We start from the raw sequence: 17,947 nt of genomic DNA, 5'->3' as shown, positions 1-17,947 counted from the left end.
GTGCAGGACGTTACCAAAACGCGGTCCCCGAACGCCGGACGCACTGTGGACGAGCACCGACCGAAGCGAACGCTTTGCCACTCCCACACCGTGTCAAGGATTCGTTGCGAAACGTGGCCGAGTGGTTGCCCGGCTCGTGCGACGTGGTGGTGGCGAGCCCGCGCGCTCACCACCACCGCGTCCATGGAGGAAACCGCTCCTTGCGAGGTGCAGTCGCAGGTTGACGGCTACTGCTTGGCGGCTACTGCTTGACGAACAGCTTGGTGAAGTCGGGCCCGCCGCTGAACGGGTCGAGGACGACGCCGCCGAGCTTGGAGCCGTACAGGAAGTTCGTCTTGCTGTAGTCGACCGGGATGATGGGGGCGTACTTCTGCATCATCATCTTGTCGAGCTTCGGCCACTCCGCCTGCTGTTGCTTCAGCGGCAGTCCGGAGATCCGGTCGATCTCGGCGTTGATGTCCTTCGCGTTCAGGAAGGACTTGTTCGGTGCGGCGTTGGGGTTGAGGGCGATCAGCCGGCCGTCGAAGATGGCCGGGAACACCGTCGTGCCCGACGGCCAGTCCAGGCACCAGCCCAGCGGCCGGATGTTGATCTTCGACTTCGGGTTCTCGAACTCCGCCCGCACCTGGTCGCGGGGCATCGGAATGGCGGTGGTCCTGAAGCCCGCCGCCTTCAGCTTCTGCGCCCGGACAGCGGAGACCTGTGCGGAGATGTCGTTGTCGTTGGAGTAGGCCCACACGACGTCGAAGCCGAGCTTGCCGGCCTTCTCCAGCATCTTCTTGGCCTTGGCCGGGTCACCGTCACCCTTGCCGCCGTTGCCGAACAGGTCGTACTTGACGAAGCCCGGCGTGACGCGGGGAAGGATGGTGGTCGCCGGAACGTAGGTGAACGGGCTGTCGCCGCCGGTCTTGTGCAGCGAGTCGAACGGCCACGCCGTGATCAGCGCCCTGCGTACCTCGAGCGGGATCCGCCGGGTGTCCAGGTAGATGAAGTCGGTGCAGGTACCGTCACCGGTCATCATCCGCTTCTCCGGCTCCTTGCCCTGGATCTTGGGCAGCAGCGAGGAGTCGACACCGTCGTAGGTGATCGCGGTCTGGTCCGGGCCGTTGTCGGCGATCAGCTGCTCCTGCAGCTTGATCGGGTTCTGGCCGTACTTGAAGTCGTACTTGTCGACGTACTGGTGGCGCACCGGGTCGGTCTGGGGATCCCACTGGTCGTTCTTGACCAGGACCAGGCGCTTGCCCTTCTGGTACGTGTCGAACTTGTAGGGCCCGGTCGCCAACGGGTGGTTGCCGTAGGCGTCCCTGGTGTCCTTGGCCTGCGGGATCGGCGTGAACACCGGGAACGTCGCGTAGTAGGCGAGGTCCGGGAACGGCTTGCCCATCTTCATTACGACGGTCTTGTCGTCAGGGGTGGACACGCCCGGGTAGTCCAGTCCGCCACCCTTGGCCTTGGACTTGAACGGGCCCTTGTAGGTCGAGCCGTCGAGGAAGTAGCTCTGCTGGTACGTCGGCCCGCCCGGAAGCTCCTCGGTGGCGAAGGATCGCTTCACCGAGTACGCGACGTCCTGGGCCTTGACCGGGGAGCCGTCCTCGTACTTCAGCCCGTCCTTGAGGTGGAACGTCCACTCGGTGAAGTCCGCGTTGTGCTGGCCCAGGTCGGTGGCCAGGTCCGGGACCAGGTAGTACTTCCCGTCCGCCCGGAGTTCCAGCGCCGTGAGGGTGCGCATCGTCAGCCGCGCCACCGACAGGGTGTCGATGTAGTACGAACGTGTCGGGTCGAACGTCTCCGGCGCCTGCACCGTGAGGATCGTCGCGGTGCCGCCCTTCTGCGCGCCGGCGATGTCCTTGGCCGGGGCCTTGGCGTTGGCGTCCTCGACCACCTGGAACCCCGAGCCCCGCGGAGTCGCCGGCGACTCGTTCTGCTTTCCCTTGTCCTGCTGGGCTGCTCGCTCCGACGGAGAAGCTCCGCCGCCGCAGGCGGTCAGGCCCAGGGCGAGTGCCCCGGCGACCGCCACCACCCTCCTGTATCGCATTGCCATCCCACTCCCTGTCCGCGGCCACTGCCCACTCGGCCGGACGCAGACGTCGCTCACCCGTCGATGTGGAAATGCCGTTGCTGCCGATGGTGCGCCATGCGTTTGCGATGCCGTCGATGCGTCGAGGCCGGTGTTGACGCAGGTGTTTCGGGCGACGCTGTCGATCAGGCCGGTTGGAACGATAGGCGGCGCACGGGTGGTCGACGGTCACGAATCGGGCACGCTTGTTCATCGATGTGATGGCGTACGCGAGAGCTCGGGCAGCGAGGGGAACGTGGCGGGACCTCAAGCAGCGTTCGAGATGTGGAGGCCGCGACGTCCGTCGCGGCCGTCGAACGTTCAGAGAATGACGTCGGCGAGTTCGTCGGCACGCGGCGGGTCGGCACCCGGACGGGTGCAGGTGAGCGCGGCGGCGGTGCCCGCCCGGGTCAGCAGGGCGCGCAGGGTGTCCTCCGGCAGCGTCGGCCGCGGCCGGCGAAGAGTGGCGAGCAGGTCGTGGTCGTACAGCCCCGCGAGCAGTGCCGCGCTGAACGCGTCGCCGGCACCCACCGCGTCCACGACCGACACGACCGGAGCGGTGACGTCCACCCTCGGCTGTGCCGGGCCGGCGGCGAACGCGCCGTCCGGGCCCAGGGTCACCACGACCAGTGCCGGGCCGCGTTCGCACCACCGGCGTACGACGTCGGCCGGGGCGGTGCCGGGATACAGGTACGCGAGGTCGTCCGCGCTGACCTTCACCAGGTGCGCGGAGCCGAGCTGGGCCTCGACCCGAGAGCGGGCGGCGTCCCGGTCCGGCTGCAGGTGCGGCCGCACGTTGGGGTCGAGGCTGATGGTCACCGCGCCGCGGTCGTGCTCGCGGGCGAGCCGCTTCTCCAGCACGCTCGCGCCCGGCTCGAGTGCGAGGGCCAGCGAACCGGTGTGCACCGCGGTCACCTCGTCGGGGAACGGGTCGGGCAGCTCCTGCGCGGTCCACTGCCAGTCGGCGGTGCCGTTGCAGTAGAACTCGAACCTCGGCGAGCCGTGCGGGTCCAGGAACACGAACGCGAGCGTGGTCGGCTCGCTCGCGGACACGGCGTACCGCGTCGACACGCCGTTGTCGGCGAGGTGGGCGCGCAACCGGTCGCCGAAGGAGTCCTGCGACAGCCGGGCCAGCAGGGCCGTCGGAACGCCGAGCCGGGCCAGTCCGACCGCGACGTTGAACGGCGCGCCGCCGGGCCTGGCGTGGAAGACGCCCTGGTCGTCGCCCGCCAGGTCGATGAGAGCCTCGCCGATGACCGTGATCACGTGTCGTCTCCTGCGGTTCGGGGGAGTGCCAGCATCTCGCACCGCCACTTCGGGCGGGCACCGGGCGGCCAGTCGGCTCTGCCCGGCGGCCGATGGCGGACCCCGCACGCGGGCGCCCCTCGTCCCTGCTGTGTTCACACCCTAGGGTCTGAACGCAGGACGGACCCCGAGGTCGGGGATCGGCAGGCTCCGGTGTGACAGGCTCCGGCGCGGCGGAGGGACCAGCGCGAAAGGGACGAGGCGATCGGTGGTGAGCGACGTCGGCGCGATCGTACGCCGTGTCCTGCCGGTGGTCGCCGTCGTCGGGCTGCTCGGCCTGCTGGTCGTGGTGGCCGCGATGTCCGGTCCGGAGGTCACCGGGCTGCCGCTGCCCGGCCGCGGGCAGCGGGTGGTGACTCCTCCACCGCCGCCGACGGCCGGGCCGACCGCGGCGCCGACGCCGACGGTCAGCACCGCGCCACCGTCGGTGTCCGTTCCGGGATGGCTGGCGTGGGTGCCGGCGGTGTTCGGCGTACTCCTGCTGGCCGCGCTCGTCGTGCTGGTGGTCCACCTCGTGCGGCTCTACCTGCGGCACCGGCGCCCACGGGACCGTGAGGACGTGGATGTGTCCCCCCTGCCGGTGGAGGTCGAGGACGAGACCGGGCAGCGGTTGCGGGCCGCGGTGGACGCCGGCATCGAGGACCTGGACGACGACGGAACCGACCCGCGCCGGGCCGTGATCGCCTGCTGGCTGCGGCTGGAGGCGGCGGCCGCGGCCGCCGGCACACCGCGGGCACCGGCCGACACCCCCGGTGACCTGGTGGCCAGGATGCTGGCCGCGCACCAGGTCAGCGCGGCGGTGCTGCGCGGATGCGCGGACCTGTACCGGAAGGCGAGGTACGCACCGGCCGAGGTCGAGGAGTCGATGCGTACCCAGGCACGGGAGGCACTCGGCCGGCTGCGCGCCGAGCTCGCCGCCGGCCCGGCTGCCGACGTGTCTGCCGACGTGGCTTCGGAGGTGTCCGCCTCGACCCGCAGCGCCGACGCGTCTGCCTCGACCAGCGGCGCGGACGCGCAGGACGTGGTCCGGTGAACGGGTGGGCGCGGCGGTTGCCGGGAGTGCTGCGCGGGCTCGCGATCACCGCGGTGGCCGCCGGCCTTGCGTACGCCCTGCTCGTGCTCGTGTTCCACGCCCGGGTTCCGTACGCGCTGTGTCTCGCCGTGGTGCTCGTCGTCGTCCTCGGCCGGCTGCTCACCCGCGCCTTCACCCCGCCGCCGGCCGGGCGGGCGCTGGTGCGCGAGGACACCTCCGCCACGGTGTACGGCGTACCAGACCGGCCGTTCGCCGACGTCCGCCGCTGGGAGGAACGACTGGACCTGATGCGCGGCGACCGCGACTACTACGAGCGCGTCGTTCGTCCCGCGATCGCCGCGGTGGTCGACGAGCGGCTGCGCGTCGGGCACGGTGTGACCCGGGAAGAACAACCCGACCGCAGCCGGGAGTTGGTGGGCGCCCGGGTGTGGGATCTGCTCACCACCACCCAACCCCGCCGGCCGCCCTCGCCGGGGGAGCTGGCCGCCGTCATCGCCGAGGTGGAGGACCTGTGAGCCAACCAGAGTTGCCGATTCCGACCGTGAGCGAGCGCTGTCAACAGGTACTTGACGCCGTTTCGGGTGTCGTGGTCGGCAAGCGCGCGGCGCTCGAACTCGTTCTCGCCGGCATCCTGTCCGGTGGGCACGTACTGCTGGAAGACCTTCCAGGGTTGGGGAAAACGCTCACCGCGCGGACATTCGCGCAGGCGCTGGGCGTGGAGTTCCGGCGCATCCAGTTCACCCCCGACCTGTTGCCGGCCGACGTGACCGGCTCGTCGCTGTACGACCAGCGCACCCACGACTTCACGTTCCGGCGCGGTCCGGTGTTCACCAACCTGTTGCTGGCCGACGAGATCAACCGCACGCCGCCGAAGACCCAGGCCGCGCTGCTGGAGGCGATGCAGGAACGCCAGGTCTCGGTCGAGGGCGACACCCACCTGCTGCCGACGCCGTTCCACGTCCTGGCGACCGCGAACCCGATCGAGTACGAGGGCACCTACCCGCTCCCGGAGGCGCAGCTGGACCGGTTCCTGCTGCGGGTGTCGTTCGGCTACCCGGAGTCGGAGGAGGAGTTCGACGTCCTGCGCCGCCGGATGTCGCGCCGGCAGGAGGAGTCGCAGGTCGCCGCCGTGGTCGACCCGCCGACGCTGGTGGCCATGCAGCGGTCGCTGGAGGACGTCGCGGTCGAGGATTCCATCGGCCGGTACGTCGTCGAGGTGGTCCGCGCGACCCGCGCCGACCAGCGGGTGCTGGTGGGCGCCTCGCCGCGGGGATCGCTGGCGCTGTTGCTGCTGGCCCGGGCGAAGGCGGTGCTCGCCGGCCGCGACTTCGTGGTGCCCGAGGACGTGAAGGACGTCGTCGTACCCGCCCTCGCCCACCGGATCACGCTGCGCCCGGAGATGTGGCTGCAGCGGATCGACCCGGCCCAGGTGGTGGCAGAGGCGCTGGCGACCGTTCCGGCACCGGCGAGCGCGGCCCTGCCGACCTACACGGGCTGAACGGGACGACGTGCGGATCTCCCTTCCGGATCGCCTGTCGGCCGCCTTTCGGGGCGTCCTCGCGCCCGGAGCTGTCGACGGCTCACCGGGCTGGTCGCCGACGCCGGCACTGCGCCGGGCGCTGGTGGTCACGCTCGCGCTGCTGGTGGCCGCCGTGCTCACCGGCCGGGTGGACCTGGTGGTGCTCGCCACGCCGTTCGCGGTGGGTACGTCGGCCGCTCTGCTGCGCAGGCCGCGGGGACTGCCCGTCGTCCGGGTCGGTGCCGCCGAGGGTGTGGACCCCTTGGCCGGCACGAATCCGGTGGCCGGCACGAATTCGGGCAACGGCGCGAGCCCGGCCGGGGCCGGTGACCTGGTGGAGGGTGCCGACCTGCACGTCCTGGTCGACGTACGCGCCGACGCGGCCGCCTACGACGTCGCCCTGGTGCAACGCGAGCAACCGCCCTGGCTGCGCGACCGCACCCGGGCCCGCACCCTCGCCGCCGCGGTGCCGGCCGGCGCGGGTACGCGGTTCACCCTCACCGGGCAGCTCGCCCGCTGGGGCCGCTACGTCGTTCCACCCGTGCGGGTGCGCGCTGCCGCCTGCGACGCCCTGCTGACCTGCGCCCCGGTGGCCTCGGACTCCCTTGCGGTACGCGTGTTCCCGCGCACCGAGCCGTTCGCCGCCGACGAGGCGATGCCGAACGCCGCCGGCCTGGTCGGCGTACACCGGTCCCGGCGGTTCGGCGAGGGCGGCGAGCTCGCCGGCATCCGCCAGTTCGCACCCGGTGACCGGCTGCGGCGGATCGACTGGCGGGCGTCCCTGCGTACCGGCGAACTCCACGTCGCCCAGACCCTCTCCGACCGCGACGCCGAACTCGTGCTCGTCCTCGACGTACTCCACGAGGCCGGCCGCTCGGAGGGGATCGACGGCGCGCCGAGCGTGCTCGACACGACGGTGCGCGCCGCCGCGGGGATCGCCCAGCACTACCTCGGCCGCGGCGACCGGGTGCGGCTGCTGGAGTACGGCGGGCGCAACCGTGCCCTGCGCGTCGGCTCCGGCCGGCACTTCGTCGCCGCGCTGGAGTGGCTGCTGGCCATCCGGGCGGGTGAGGGTCCGCACGACCCGGCGGCCGGGATCTTCGCCCGGCAGATCCTGCCGCAGCAGGCGCTGCTGGTGGTCCTCACGCCGCTGCTCGACCGGCGCAGCGTGGCGCTGCTGGCGCGGCTGGCGCGCAGCGGCCGGACCGTGCTCGCGGTCGACACCCTGCCCGACTCGGCCCGGCCGGACCGGGAGAACCCCTGGACGCCGGTGGCGTTCGGGCTGTGGCGGCTGGAACGCCGCAACACCGTCGCCCAGCTTCTCGAACACGGCGTACCCACCGTCACCTGGGCCGGAGCCGGCTCCCTCGACCAGGCGCTGCGCGACGTCTCCCGGCGAGCGGCGGCACCCCGATGAGCTACGCGGGAATGCTGCGGGACGCGCTGGGCGGTGCCGGCGACGCCGTGCGCCGGGTGCGGCGCGGCGCCCTGCTGGTGCGGGGCGTGGTCGCGGTGGCCGGCTTCGTGGCGCTCGTACTCGTCTCGCCGACGGCTGTCCTCGGACCGCTGTCGCTGCTGATCTGCGCGGCACTGGCACTGGTACCGGCCGTGCTGCCGGGCACCTGGGCCGTGCTGGCGCTGGAGCTGCTCGTCATGGCGGGCTGGCTGGTTCGTACGACGGCGTTCGACTCCGCGGGATCCTGGTGGGCGCTGGTCGCGCTGGCCGCCATGGCGTACCTCCACCACACCGGCAGCGCGCTCGCGGCTGTCCTCCCGCTGGACGCGGTGGTCGCCCCGTCGGTCCTGCGCCGCTGGCTGACGCGGTGGGCGGCGACGGTCGCCGGCACCGCGCTGGTCGCCGCTCTCGCCCTCGGAGTGGCCGGCCGCCTTCCGGTCGCGCCGACGGTGGCGATCCCGGTGCTCGGCGTACTCCTCGCCCTGTTCGTGGTGGGCGTGGTCGCCTACGCTCGCGCACCCCGATCCGGTGAGTGACCGCGCGGGCGCCCCGGGCGGCTCGGTCCCACTCTGCGAAACCGCCGTGCGGCGCCCGGGAGCGACCTCGTAGCCTTTCGACTATGCGCGTTGGAGTAGTGGGAGCCACCGGCCAGGTCGGTGGGGTCATGCGGCAGTTGCTGGCCGAGGCGAGCTTCCCGGTCGAGGAGGTGCGCTTCTTCGCCTCCGCCCGGTCGGCGGGGCGGGCGCTCCCGTGGCTGGGCGGCGAGGTGATCGTGGAGGACGCCGAGACCGCGTCGTACGCCGGTCTGGACGTCGTGCTGTTCTCCGCCGGAGCGGCCACGTCGAAGCAGCTGGCGCCGAAGGTCGCCGCCGACGGCGCGGTCGTGGTGGACAACTCCTCGGCCTGGCGGATGGACCCCGAGGTGCCGCTGGTCGTCTCCGAGGTCAACCCGCACGCGCTGGCGTCGATCCCGAAGGGCATCGTCGCCAACCCCAACTGCACCACGATGGCCGCGATGCCCGTTCTGTCGCCGTTGCACCACGCGGCCGGGCTGCGCCGGCTGATCGTCAGCACCTACCAGGCGGTGTCCGGTGCGGGCGGCAGTGGCGTCACCGAGCTCGACGAGCAGGTACGCAAGACCGCCGGCAACGCCGCGGCCCTCACCTTCGACGGCGCCGCGGTCGACTTCCCGCCGCCCTCGCAGTTCGCCCAGCCGATCGCGTTCAACGTCCTGCCGCTGGCCGGCAGCATCGTCGACGACGGCAGCGACGAGACCAACGAAGAGCAGAAGCTGCGCAACGAGAGCCGGAAGATCCTGGACATCCCGGACCTGCCCGTCTCCGGCACCTGCGTGCGGGTCCCGGTCTTCACCGGCCACTCGCTGTCGATCAACGCCGAGTTCGAGCGCGAGCTGACCCCCGCCCGGGCACTGGAGCTGCTGGCCGCGGCCCCCGGCGTGGTGGTGGCCGACGTGCCCACGCCGCTGCTCGCCGCCGGTCAGGACCCGGCGTACGTCGGCCGGGTGCGCCGCGACCCCACGGTCGAGCACGGCCTGGCGCTGTTCGTCTCCAACGACAACCTGCGCAAGGGTGCCGCCCTCAACACGGTGCAGATCACCGAGTTGCTGGCCGCCCGGCTCGGCTGAGTCCGAGTCGGCTGAGCCGGTTTCGGGCGGTTCGCCCGGAACGCCCGTCGTCCGTACAGGGTGACGGCTCGCGTTCCGGGCCTGGGGCTTCCGCTTCCGGTGCGACGCTGGTGGTGGCCGCACGCCCGTGCCGGCCGCCGCGGGTCGGTCGAGGGGGAGACCGTGGTCAAGCCGAGCAGTTTCGCCGTGGGCAGCCCCTGCTGGGTGGACGCGACAGTGCCCGACATGGAGGTGGCGCGCCGCTTCTACGGCTCGGTCTTCGGCTGGGCCTTCGCCGACCAGGGCCGCGACCACGGCCACTACACGATGTGCCTGCTGAACGACATCCCGGTCGCCGCGCTGATGCCGCCGCAGCCGGGCGACGGCGCACCGCCGATGTGGAACGTCTACTTCGCCACGCCGGACGTGGACGCCGCGGCCCGGGTCGCCGCCCAGCACGACGGCAAGGTGATCGTGCAGCCGGTCGACGTGGGCGACAGCGGGCGGATGGCGTTCGTCGCGGACCCGACCGGCGCGACGTTCGGCCTGTGGCAAGGGCGCGGCCACACCGGCGCCGGGCTGTGGGGCGACCCGGGCGCGGTCACCTGGAACGAACTCGCCACCCCCGACGGCGCCGTCGCCGACGCCTTCTACCGCGCGGTCTTCGACTACGACGCGCAGACGCCTGCCGACGCGGGCGTCACCGTGTGGAAGGCCGGCGGGCAAGAGGTGTGCAGCCGGCGGCAGACCGCCGAGTCCGAGCCGCAGTGGATCACGTACTTCGCGGTCGCCGACACCGACGAGGCGGTCGGGAATGTGCGCCGGCAGGGCGGCCGGGTCGAGCGCGAACCCTGGGACAGCCCGCACGGCCGGCTGGCCTGCGTGGCGGATCCGGCCGGGATCTCGTTCCGGCTGGCCGGCCCGGTGCCCGGAGTCTGAGGCCGCCGCCGCTTTCTCCGCCTGCCCCACGGCGACCTCACGGGTGAGGGCGTGCGCCTGCTGCAGGTCAAGACGCTGGGCCCGAGCCATCCGCACGAGGGGTACGCCCGCACCCGGGAGTTCTACCGGGCGATGGGGTTCCAGCCGCTGGAGGAACTCCACGGAGTCTGGCCGGGTAACCCGTGCCTGCTCATGGTCGCGTTTCTGCGGCACGGCTGACGCCCGCCGCGGGCACCGGGCTCGTCGCCTCGGTCGCGGCTGCGGGCGTCGGGAGGACGTGCGCCAGTACGGCGGTGAGGACGACCACCGCTGCGAACCCCGCGCCGAGGAACCGGTGGCCGGTGAGGACCAGCCCGATCGTGGCGCCGCCGAACACAAGCACCTTCACCGCGACCGCGATCGCCGCGTTCCGGACCGTCGCGTTCGGTGCCGCGAACAGTCCCCACAACACCGCACCCATGAGCGGGACCCCGACGCCGAGGGCGATGCGCACCGCCAGCGGCGCGCCGCCGCGCGACGCCGCGTAGCCAAGGGCGCCGAGCGCGGCGAGTTCGAGCGCGAAGACGGCGGCGAGGTTGATCCAGGCGACCGCCGTGGTGATGCCGTTCGCCGCGATGCCGTTGGCCATGGTGGTCCTCGTCTTCTCGTACGGTGTAGTGAGCGCTGCTCTCGTCTGAGAGCACTGTCCTCCCCGGGGTGGATGCTGTCAAGAGCGGCGCTCTCGAAAGTGAACGCTGCTCGCGAATGTGGCAGACTCCTGCCGTGCCCACGACCAGAACCAAGGCCGGTCCGCGTGAGCGTGCGCGGGCCGCGTTCACCCGCGACATCCTGGACATCTCCCGCCGGCAGATCGCCGAGTCGGGTGCCGCCGCGCTGTCCATGCGCGCGGTGGCCCGCGAACTCGAGGTGGCGTCCTCGGCGCTGTACCGCTACTTCCCCAGCCGGGACGCCCTGCTCACGGCACTGATCGTCGACGCGTACGCCGCACTTGCCGACCGGGCCGAGGCGGCACAGGCGAAGGTGCCCCGCGACGACCACCTCGGCCGCTGGCGGGCGATCTGCCACGCCGTCCGCGACTGGGCACACGCCAGCCCGCACGAGTACGCCCTCGTCTACGGCTCGCCCGTCCCCGGATACGCCGCGCCGGAGGAGACGGTCGAGGCGGGCACCCGGCTGCCGTACCTCCTGCTGCGCGTGGTCCGCGACGCGTGGGCGGCCGGTGCGCTCCGTGAGCCGGGCGGTGAGGTTCCGGCCCTGTCGGCGCGGATGGCCGAGCAGGCCGCCCATCTGGCCGCGGCGACCGGGCTGGAGGAGCTTCCGGACGCGGTCCTCGTGCGGTCGGTGATCGCCTGGACCCAGGTCTTCGGCGCGGTCAGCCTCGAACTCTTCGGCCACCTGAAGGGCGGGTTCACCGACGACGCGCCGTTCTTCGCCACCTCCGTCGATCTCATGGCCCACGTGGTGGGGCTGGACGCCCGGACATAATGGCCGGTATGACTGACGCCGCCCGGCCCGCCGACGACCAGCAGCCCGCAGCCTCCGCGTCCCCCGGGTCCTCCGTGCCTGGGCAGGAGGCCGACCCCCACCTGTGGCTGGAGGACGTCACCGGTGAGGAGGCCCTGGCCTGGGTGCGCGAACGCAACGACGAGACCCTTGCCGGCCTCGCCACCGGAGAGCGGTTCGAGGAGTTGCGTACGCAGATCCGGGAGGTGCTCGACTCCGACGACCGGATCCCCTATGTCGCCCGCCGCGGTGGTCTGCTCTACAACTTCTGGCAGGACGCCGACCACCCGCGCGGCCTGTGGCGGCGGACCACGCTCGAGTCCTACCGCACCGACCACCCCGAGTGGGAGGTGCTCCTCGACGTCGACCGGCTCGCCGCCGACGAGGGCGAGAGCTGGGTGTGGAAGGGCGCGCCGGTGCTGCGCCCCGAGCTGCGGCTGGCACTGGTGGAGTTGTCCCGCGGCGGCGCGGACGCGACCGTCGTCCGCGAGTTCGACCTGCAGACCCGCACCTTCGTCGAGGACGGCTTCCAGCTGCCGGAGGCGAAGAGCTTCGTCGGCTGGATCGACGCCGACCGCATCTACGTCGGCACCGACTTCGGGCCCGGCTCGCTGACCTCGTCCGGCTACCCCCGCGTGGTGAAGGAATGGCGGCGCGGTACACCGCTGGCGGAGGCGGAGACCGTCTTCGAGGGCAAGCCCGACGACGTTCTCGCGTTCGCCGGGCACGACTCGACCGAGGGGTACGAACGCGACTTCGTCCGGCGCCGGATCGAGTTCTACAGCGGCGAGACCTACCTGCGCACCGGTGCCGACGGTGCTGACCTTGAGCGGATCGACGTTCCCAACGACGCCGAGGTCGACGTCGAGCGCGACTGGCTGCTGGTCGTCACCCGCACACCGTGGACGGTGGACGGCACCACCTACCCTGCCGGCGCCCTGCTGGCCGCGCCGTTCGAGGACTTCCGGGCGGGCAACCGCGCCTTGACAGTGCTGTTCGAGCCCGACGAGCACACGTCGCTGGTCGGGTCCGCCTGGACCCGCCACCACCTGATCCTCAACACGCTGTCCGACGTCAAGAGCCGGCTGGAGGTACTCACCCCGCCGACCTCGGCCGCTGACGGGCAGGGTGTCAACTCCGGCTGGACACGGCGGCCGCTGTCCGGCGTACCCGAGTTCGGCAGCGTGGGGCAGGTCGGCACCGACCCGCACGACAACGACGAGTTCTTCCTGCAGACCAGCGGCTACACCGAGCCGGCGACGCTTCGGTACGGCACGGTCGACGGCGATCTCGAACCCGTCAAGCAGGCGCCGGCGATGTTCGACGCCGAAGGCCTGCGAGTGCAGCAGTTGTTCGCCACCTCCGACGACGGCACCCAGGTGCCGTACTTCGTGGTCGGCCCGGAGCAGCCTGCCGCCGGCGCGCCGACCCTGCTCGGCGGTTACGGCGGCTTCGAGATCTCCAACCTGCCCGGCTACCAGGCCGCGACCGGGCGGGCCTGGCTTGCCCGCGGCGGCACCTACGTCGTGGCCAACATTCGCGGCGGCGGGGAGTACGGCCCGCGCTGGCACCGTGCCGCGCTGCGGGAGAACCGCCCGCGTGCGTACGAGGACTTCGCGGCCGTCGCCCGCGACCTGGTGGCCCGCGGCATCACCGAGCCCTCCCGGCTGGGCACCCAGGGAGGCAGCAACGGCGGTCTGCTGATGGGCGTCATGCTCACCCGCTACCCCGAGCTGTTCGGTGCGATCGTCTGCCAGGTCCCGCTGCTGGACATGAAGCGCTACCACCGGTTGCTGGCCGGCGCGTCCTGGATGGCGGAGTACGGCGACCCCGACGACGAGGGCGACTGGGCGTTCATCTCGAAGTACTCGCCGTACCAGAACGTCCGTGCCGGACAGCCGTACCCACCGGTGCTGTTCATGACCTCCACCCGCGACGACCGCGTGCACCCCGGGCACGCCCGCAAGATGGTCGCCCGGATGCGCGACCTCGGTTACGACGTGGCGTCCTACGAGAACATCGAGGGCGGCCACGGAGCGGCGGCCGACAACGAGCAGCTGGCGTTCCGCAACGCACTCGCGTACGAGTTCCTGTGGCGGCAGCTCACGAAGTCCTGACTCCCTGCCGGGACGCAAGGCTGGGTTGACACCGGTGCCGGCTGTGACCGCACCGGTGTCGCTTCGGGCTGTCAGCGGCCGTTGGAGGAGAAGTGCTGGTAGTCGGGGTAGGCCCAGCGGGCACCCCACGGCCAGCCCAGCCCGCGCATGGTGCGCTCCACCGCGTCGCCGCGCACGATCATCCCCGGGCGCACGTTGGTGCGGTCGAGGTAGGTCTGCGAACCCGGCGGGTAGACCCGGCTCGCCGTGACGTAGGGGTTCTCGAACGTGTTGATGTCGATCGCGTTCCCGTAGGAGTGCTGGGACAGCTTGTACGGGTTGCCGGTGACCTTGCGGCAGTTGAACGCCGAGGTGTTGTCGGCGGCCATCGAGGCCTCGTCGCTGCCCCGGTACTTGTCGACCGGGTAGACCTTGCGGATCACCCACGAGTCGGCCTGGGCGTTCATGAACACCGTGCGGATCGCCGGCACCACGCTCGCTCGGACGACGATGCGGCCAAGGTGGTCGTCGCCGCCGAAGCTGCGGAACGGCAGGGTGAGGATCCGCAAGCCCGACGGTGGCACCGGGCAGCCGCTGCGGTAGGTGTAGGGAATGTCGCTGGCTCGCGGCGTGCGCACGGAGGTGAAGAAGGCCACCCGGATGTAGACGCCTCTGAGCCTGTGGATGGCCTGCAGGGAAGCGCGCTGGAAGTCCTGCCGGTAGCCGTACGACGTGCCTCGCATGTAGGCGGTGGGTAGGCCGATCCAGGACGCCTCGGCACCGAGCCGCAGGTACTTCGCCAGAATCGAGCCGCGTATCTCGCGGGCGCCGGTGCTGGGGGAGTACCAGATCCGTCCGCTGGAGAACTCCGTCACGCGGACTCCGGGCACCTTGCCGGCGTGTTCGGAGGCCGTCGGAACGCCCATCGAGCCGGCCGATCCGCCGAGGGCGAGATACCGCGCCAGCGTCGGGCCGTAGACGCTCTGCGCGCCGGTCCCGGGAGTCCAGTAGACCCTGCTGTGGTAGAAGTTCTGCACCCTGGCGCCGCGTCCTGAGGTGTAGGCCGCGCTGGTCGGCAGGCCGAGGGCGCTGGCCGAGGCGCCGAGCCCGAGGTAGTAGCCGAGGAAGGGTTCGAGCACCTCCCACGCCCCGGTGTCCGGGGAGTAGTAGATGTGGCCGTGGGCGTAGACGCGGCGGTACCCACGCGGGACCGCCACCACCGGCGACGTGGCCGGTCCGAGCACGCCGGCGGGGCCGCCCAGCTGCTGGTAGCGGGCCTCGATCGCGGCCTCCGGAGTCACCGCCTGAGCCACCCGAGTCGCCGCAGGCGCGGCCGCCGGGTTCGGCACCTTCCCTGCGAGTGCCGAACCCGGCGGCAGGAGCAGGCTCAGCACACAGGTGAGGAGCACCAGCGAGGGCATGCTCCCCGGACGCCTGTCGCGCACCCGCCAGGAGCTGACGGCACGCGTGATTGCCTCGTTCATCGCCTGTTCCCCCGACGTGCGATGCGGCACCTGTGGTCAGGTGCGTGTCATGTGGAGATTGACACGCCCTGCGCACGGCCTACGGCAAAAGGAGGAAACCCAAACGCGGCGCCGCGACCGGGTGTCCGGTCGGGGCGCCGCGTCGTGGTGTCGCGGGTCAGCGGTGCGGAAGGTCAGCGGGTGAGGAGCGTCCTCAGGTAACCGGCGAGTGCGGTGTGGTCGATCCTCGACTCTCGGGTCCCACGCTGGACGATGGTCATGCCGACCCGTCGGCCTTTCTGCACGACGGTCTCGTCCCACTGACCCGGGACGGCACCGGGACCGGCCTCGTACCGCGAGTCGAACAGCGTCCCGGCGTTCGGCCGGTCCACCTGGGCGACCGTTCGCGCGGTGCGGAGCGTGGCCTTGGTCTTGGCGGACGGCTTGGTGCACCGGGCCAGGATGTCCGCCAGTCCGTCGACGAACCGCGCCGCCGACGCCTCCGAGCGGTAGTCGAGGACCAGCGCCACCGCGATCTGGCGCCCCGGGGCGCGGTAGGTCTGCTCCAGCGCGTTCGCCGGGACCGGCAGCGGCGACAGGCGTTCGGTGCCGGGGCAGCCCAGCGGGACGATCGACGCCGCGACCTCCTTCGGGTCACGCTGGCGGACTGGCTGGCCGTTGGAGACGAACCCCTCCTCAGGTGCGTCCGGCTCGGTGTAGGGCTTGAAGTCCGACCCGAGCCGGTCGGCGGCGGGGAGGTTCTTCCTGGTGAGCGGTCCGGCGGTGGTGGCGGGAGGCGTGGGCATGGGCGGCTCGGTGGCCTTGTCGCCTGCCTTGGCACCTGCGTGGTCACCGGTCGCGTCCGCCGTGGGCCGGGCCGTCCTGGTGCCGTCGCCGGCGCTGTTCGTGTCCGTCGTGGGGGACCCGCACGCGCCGCAGGCCAGGGTCAGCCCGCCGATGGCCAGGCCGGCGAGGAGTTGGCGAGTTCGCTGCACTGGTCAGCCGCCGTTCTCGGAGAAGTGCTGGTAGTCGGGGTAGTTCCAGCGGGCTCCCCACGGCCAGCCCCTGCTTCGCAGCGTGGACTCGACCGGGTCGCCGCGCAGGATCATCCCCTTGCGCTTGTTGCCGCGGTTGAGGTAAGTGTCCGAACCCTCAGGGTAGACGTTGGAGGCGGTGACGTAGGGATTCTCGTACGTGTTGATGTCGATGGCATTTCCGTAAGAATGCTGGGAAAGCTTGTACGGATTGCCGGTGACCTTGCGGCAGTTGAAGGCCGAGGTGTTGTCGGCGGCCATCGCCTTCACGTCGTCGCCCTGGTAGACGTCGACCGGGTTGATCCGGCGCAGCGGCCAGCCGTGGGAGTGGGCGGCGCTGAACACCGCGGTGATGTCGCCGACGACGGTGGAACGCACCACGATCGTGCCGTACTGGTCGTCGTCGGAGAAGTTCCGGAACGTCAGCTTCAGCATCCGCAGGGACGACGGCCCGACCGGGCAGCCGCTGCGGTAGGTGTAGGGGACGTCGGCCGCCGTCGGAGTCCTCGACGTCACCGTGAACGGCATCCGGATGTAGGCCTTCTTCTTCGAGGAGTAGTACTGCAACGAGGCGTACTCGAACCCCTGCCAGTCGCCGTAGGACGTCTGCTTGTGGTAGCTGTTCGGCAGGCCGATCCGAGACGTCTCGGCCCCGATGGAGAGGTACCGCGCGAGGGTGGCGCCGCGAACCTCACGGGCACCGGTCTTGCTGGAATACCAGATTCGCCCATTCTTGAACACCGTGACCCGCGAGCCGGCCTTCTTGCCCGCCTTCTCCGCCACGGTGGGCAGGCCGAGGACGCCGGTCGACCCGCCGAGCTGGAGGTAACGGGCGAGGGTCGCGCCGTAGACGCCCTGCGCGCCGGTCCCGCTGCTGTAGTAGACCCGGCCCTTGACGAAGTTCTGCATGGTGACGCCGCCCGCAGCCGAGTACGGCGCGCTGGTGGGCAGGCCGAGCGGGCTCGTCGAACCGCCGAGCTTGACGTAGTAGTCGACCATCACGCCGGTCAGGTCCCACGCGCCGGTCGACGACGACCAGTAGATGCGGCCGTGCTCGAACGCGCTGAGCCGTGCGCCGGCAGGCTGTGCCGATCCTTCGCCGTGGGTGGGGAGTCCGAGCTTGCCCGCCTCACCGCCGAGGGCGAGGTAGCGAGCCAGCAGCGGACCGTACACGCCGCGGGCTCCGGTCGCCGCCGAGTAGTAGATGCGTCCACCCGTGAAGCGCTGGATCAGGACTCCCGCCGTGGCGCCCGCGTACTCCGCGCCGGTCGGGAAGCCGAGCTTGCTCTCCTGGGCGCCCAGGAAGTCGTAGTAGTTCTGCATCGGGCCGGTGCGGACGTCCCACGCGCCGGTCGCGTCGGAGTAGTAGACGCCGCCGTGCTCGAACCTGCGGACGTAGCCGCCGGTGATGGCGGTGACCGCCGAGGTCGCCGCGCCCAGGACGCCGGCGCTTCCGCCGAGGGCCTGGTAGCGCGCCTCGATCGCGGCTTCGGCGTCGGCCGCGGTGGCCGGGGCCTTCGGCACGGGCTGCTTGTCGGCAGTGGTGGGGGTGGGCGTCGGTGTCGGTGTCCGCGTTGCGGTGGGTGCCGGTGACGCCGTCGAGGTGGCGGTCGGCGTCGGTGTCGGCACGACGGGTGTCGCGCCGGCCGACGGCGCGAGTGCGGCGGCACCGGCCAGAACCGCACCGGTGAGTGCGGCCACCGCTGTGGCGTGCATCCGCGCCTTTACGCGAACGGCGTTCATGTGCTCCCCTTCACCAGAACTCGTCGGGCCGCGCCACGAGAACGACGGACCCCAGCAGGGCAGGTGCGCACACCGGCCCGGTCGTGCAAGGTAGTACTCCCGGGCCGCGAAGATCGTTGCGTGCGGGCGGCGTTCTTCCGGAGAAGAAGCCTCCCAGCGGCGGGGGAGATCGAAGT

Annotated in this window: 16 protein-coding genes; 10 read left to right on the top strand and 6 right to left on the bottom strand. The window is 71.7% G+C overall.

Annotated features, from left to right (window positions below):
- Window positions 1–241: 241 nt before the first annotated feature.
- Complete coding sequence (locus ABZV93_RS10980; protein WP_354933414.1) at window positions 242–2,035, bottom strand: ABC transporter substrate-binding protein; 1,794 nt, start codon at window positions 2,033–2,035, stop codon at window positions 242–244.
- Window positions 2,036–2,377: 342 nt separating this feature from the next.
- Window positions 2,378–3,322, bottom strand: coding sequence for a carbohydrate kinase (locus tag ABZV93_RS10975; protein WP_354933412.1), 945 nt, complete (start codon window positions 3,320–3,322; stop codon window positions 2,378–2,380).
- Window positions 3,323–3,572: 250 nt separating this feature from the next.
- Here ABZV93_RS10975 and ABZV93_RS10970 point away from each other — a divergent pair, with 250 nt between their 5' ends.
- The 8 genes from ABZV93_RS10970 (at window position 3,573) to ABZV93_RS10935 (ending at window position 10,151) form a co-directional block, all read left to right on the top strand.
- Complete coding sequence (locus ABZV93_RS10970; RefSeq protein WP_354933410.1) at window positions 3,573–4,394, top strand: DUF4129 domain-containing protein; 822 nt, start codon at window positions 3,573–3,575, stop codon at window positions 4,392–4,394.
- Entirely contained in the window at window positions 4,391–4,909 is a 519-nt protein-coding gene (locus ABZV93_RS10965; protein ID WP_354933408.1) for a hypothetical protein, read from the top strand. The genes ABZV93_RS10970 and ABZV93_RS10965 overlap by 4 nt, the downstream gene beginning before the upstream one ends.
- Window positions 4,906–5,892: a MoxR family ATPase gene (locus ABZV93_RS10960; RefSeq protein WP_354933406.1), complete on the top strand. Its 987-nt coding sequence runs from the start codon at window positions 4,906–4,908 to the stop codon at window positions 5,890–5,892. Before ABZV93_RS10965 ends, ABZV93_RS10960 begins: the two co-directional genes overlap by 4 nt.
- A gap of 10 nt (window positions 5,893–5,902) precedes the next feature.
- Window positions 5,903–7,330 (top strand): DUF58 domain-containing protein, encoded by a 1,428-nt coding sequence (locus ABZV93_RS10955; protein ID WP_354933404.1) that lies wholly within the window; start codon window positions 5,903–5,905, stop codon window positions 7,328–7,330.
- Window positions 7,327–7,905 carry a hypothetical protein gene (locus tag ABZV93_RS10950; RefSeq protein ID WP_354933402.1) on the top strand — a complete coding sequence of 193 codons (579 nt, stop codon included), beginning with the start codon at window positions 7,327–7,329 and terminating at the stop codon, window positions 7,903–7,905. The genes ABZV93_RS10955 and ABZV93_RS10950 overlap by 4 nt, the downstream gene beginning before the upstream one ends.
- An 83-nt stretch (window positions 7,906–7,988) precedes the next feature.
- On the top strand, window positions 7,989–9,014 hold the full coding sequence (locus ABZV93_RS10945) for an aspartate-semialdehyde dehydrogenase (protein ID WP_354933400.1): 1,026 nt from the start codon (window positions 7,989–7,991) through the stop codon (window positions 9,012–9,014).
- A 60-nt stretch (window positions 9,015–9,074) separates the two neighbouring features.
- Window positions 9,075–9,932 carry a VOC family protein gene (locus tag ABZV93_RS10940; RefSeq protein ID WP_354933398.1) on the top strand — a complete coding sequence of 286 codons (858 nt, stop codon included), beginning with the start codon at window positions 9,075–9,077 and terminating at the stop codon, window positions 9,930–9,932.
- Between the two features lie 51 nt (window positions 9,933–9,983).
- Window positions 9,984–10,151 carry a hypothetical protein gene (locus ABZV93_RS10935; protein WP_354933397.1) on the top strand — a complete coding sequence of 56 codons (168 nt, stop codon included), beginning with the start codon at window positions 9,984–9,986 and terminating at the stop codon, window positions 10,149–10,151.
- Here ABZV93_RS10935 and ABZV93_RS10930 read toward each other — a convergent pair.
- Entirely contained in the window at window positions 10,123–10,560 is a 438-nt protein-coding gene (locus ABZV93_RS10930) for a YrdB family protein (protein WP_354933395.1), read from the bottom strand. The genes ABZV93_RS10935 and ABZV93_RS10930 overlap by 29 nt on opposite strands.
- A 134-nt stretch (window positions 10,561–10,694) precedes the next feature.
- On the opposite strand from ABZV93_RS10930, the gene ABZV93_RS10925 reads away from it, so the two are divergent.
- Window positions 10,695–11,417: a TetR/AcrR family transcriptional regulator gene (locus tag ABZV93_RS10925; protein ID WP_354933393.1), complete on the top strand. Its 723-nt coding sequence runs from the start codon at window positions 10,695–10,697 to the stop codon at window positions 11,415–11,417.
- An 8-nt stretch (window positions 11,418–11,425) separates the two neighbouring features.
- On the top strand, window positions 11,426–13,552 hold the full coding sequence (locus tag ABZV93_RS10920; protein WP_354933391.1) for a prolyl oligopeptidase family serine peptidase: 2,127 nt from the start codon (window positions 11,426–11,428) through the stop codon (window positions 13,550–13,552).
- Window positions 13,553–13,623: 71 nt separating this feature from the next.
- On the opposite strand, the gene ABZV93_RS10915 is transcribed toward ABZV93_RS10920, so the two are convergent.
- From ABZV93_RS10915 to ABZV93_RS10905, 3 genes are all read right to left on the bottom strand, one after another.
- The gene (locus ABZV93_RS10915) at window positions 13,624–15,015 is read right to left on the bottom strand and encodes a M15 family metallopeptidase (RefSeq protein WP_354933389.1); all 1,392 of its coding nucleotides are present in this window, start codon (window positions 15,013–15,015) and stop codon (window positions 13,624–13,626) included.
- A gap of 173 nt (window positions 15,016–15,188) precedes the next feature.
- Window positions 15,189–15,989 carry a hypothetical protein gene (locus ABZV93_RS10910; RefSeq protein ID WP_354933387.1) on the bottom strand — a complete coding sequence of 267 codons (801 nt, stop codon included), beginning with the start codon at window positions 15,987–15,989 and terminating at the stop codon, window positions 15,189–15,191.
- Window positions 15,990–15,992: 3 nt separating this feature from the next.
- On the bottom strand, window positions 15,993–17,771 hold the full coding sequence (locus ABZV93_RS10905) for a M15 family metallopeptidase (RefSeq protein WP_354933385.1): 1,779 nt from the start codon (window positions 17,769–17,771) through the stop codon (window positions 15,993–15,995).
- Window positions 17,772–17,947: the final 176 nt, after the last annotated feature.

Origin of the sequence: Actinopolymorpha sp. NPDC004070 (assembly GCF_040610475.1) — a bacterium.
GTDB lineage: Bacteria > Actinomycetota > Actinomycetes > Propionibacteriales > Actinopolymorphaceae > Actinopolymorpha.
Note: the sequence above shows the minus strand (reverse complement) of the source record. Positions and strands in the feature narration are given on the sequence as shown.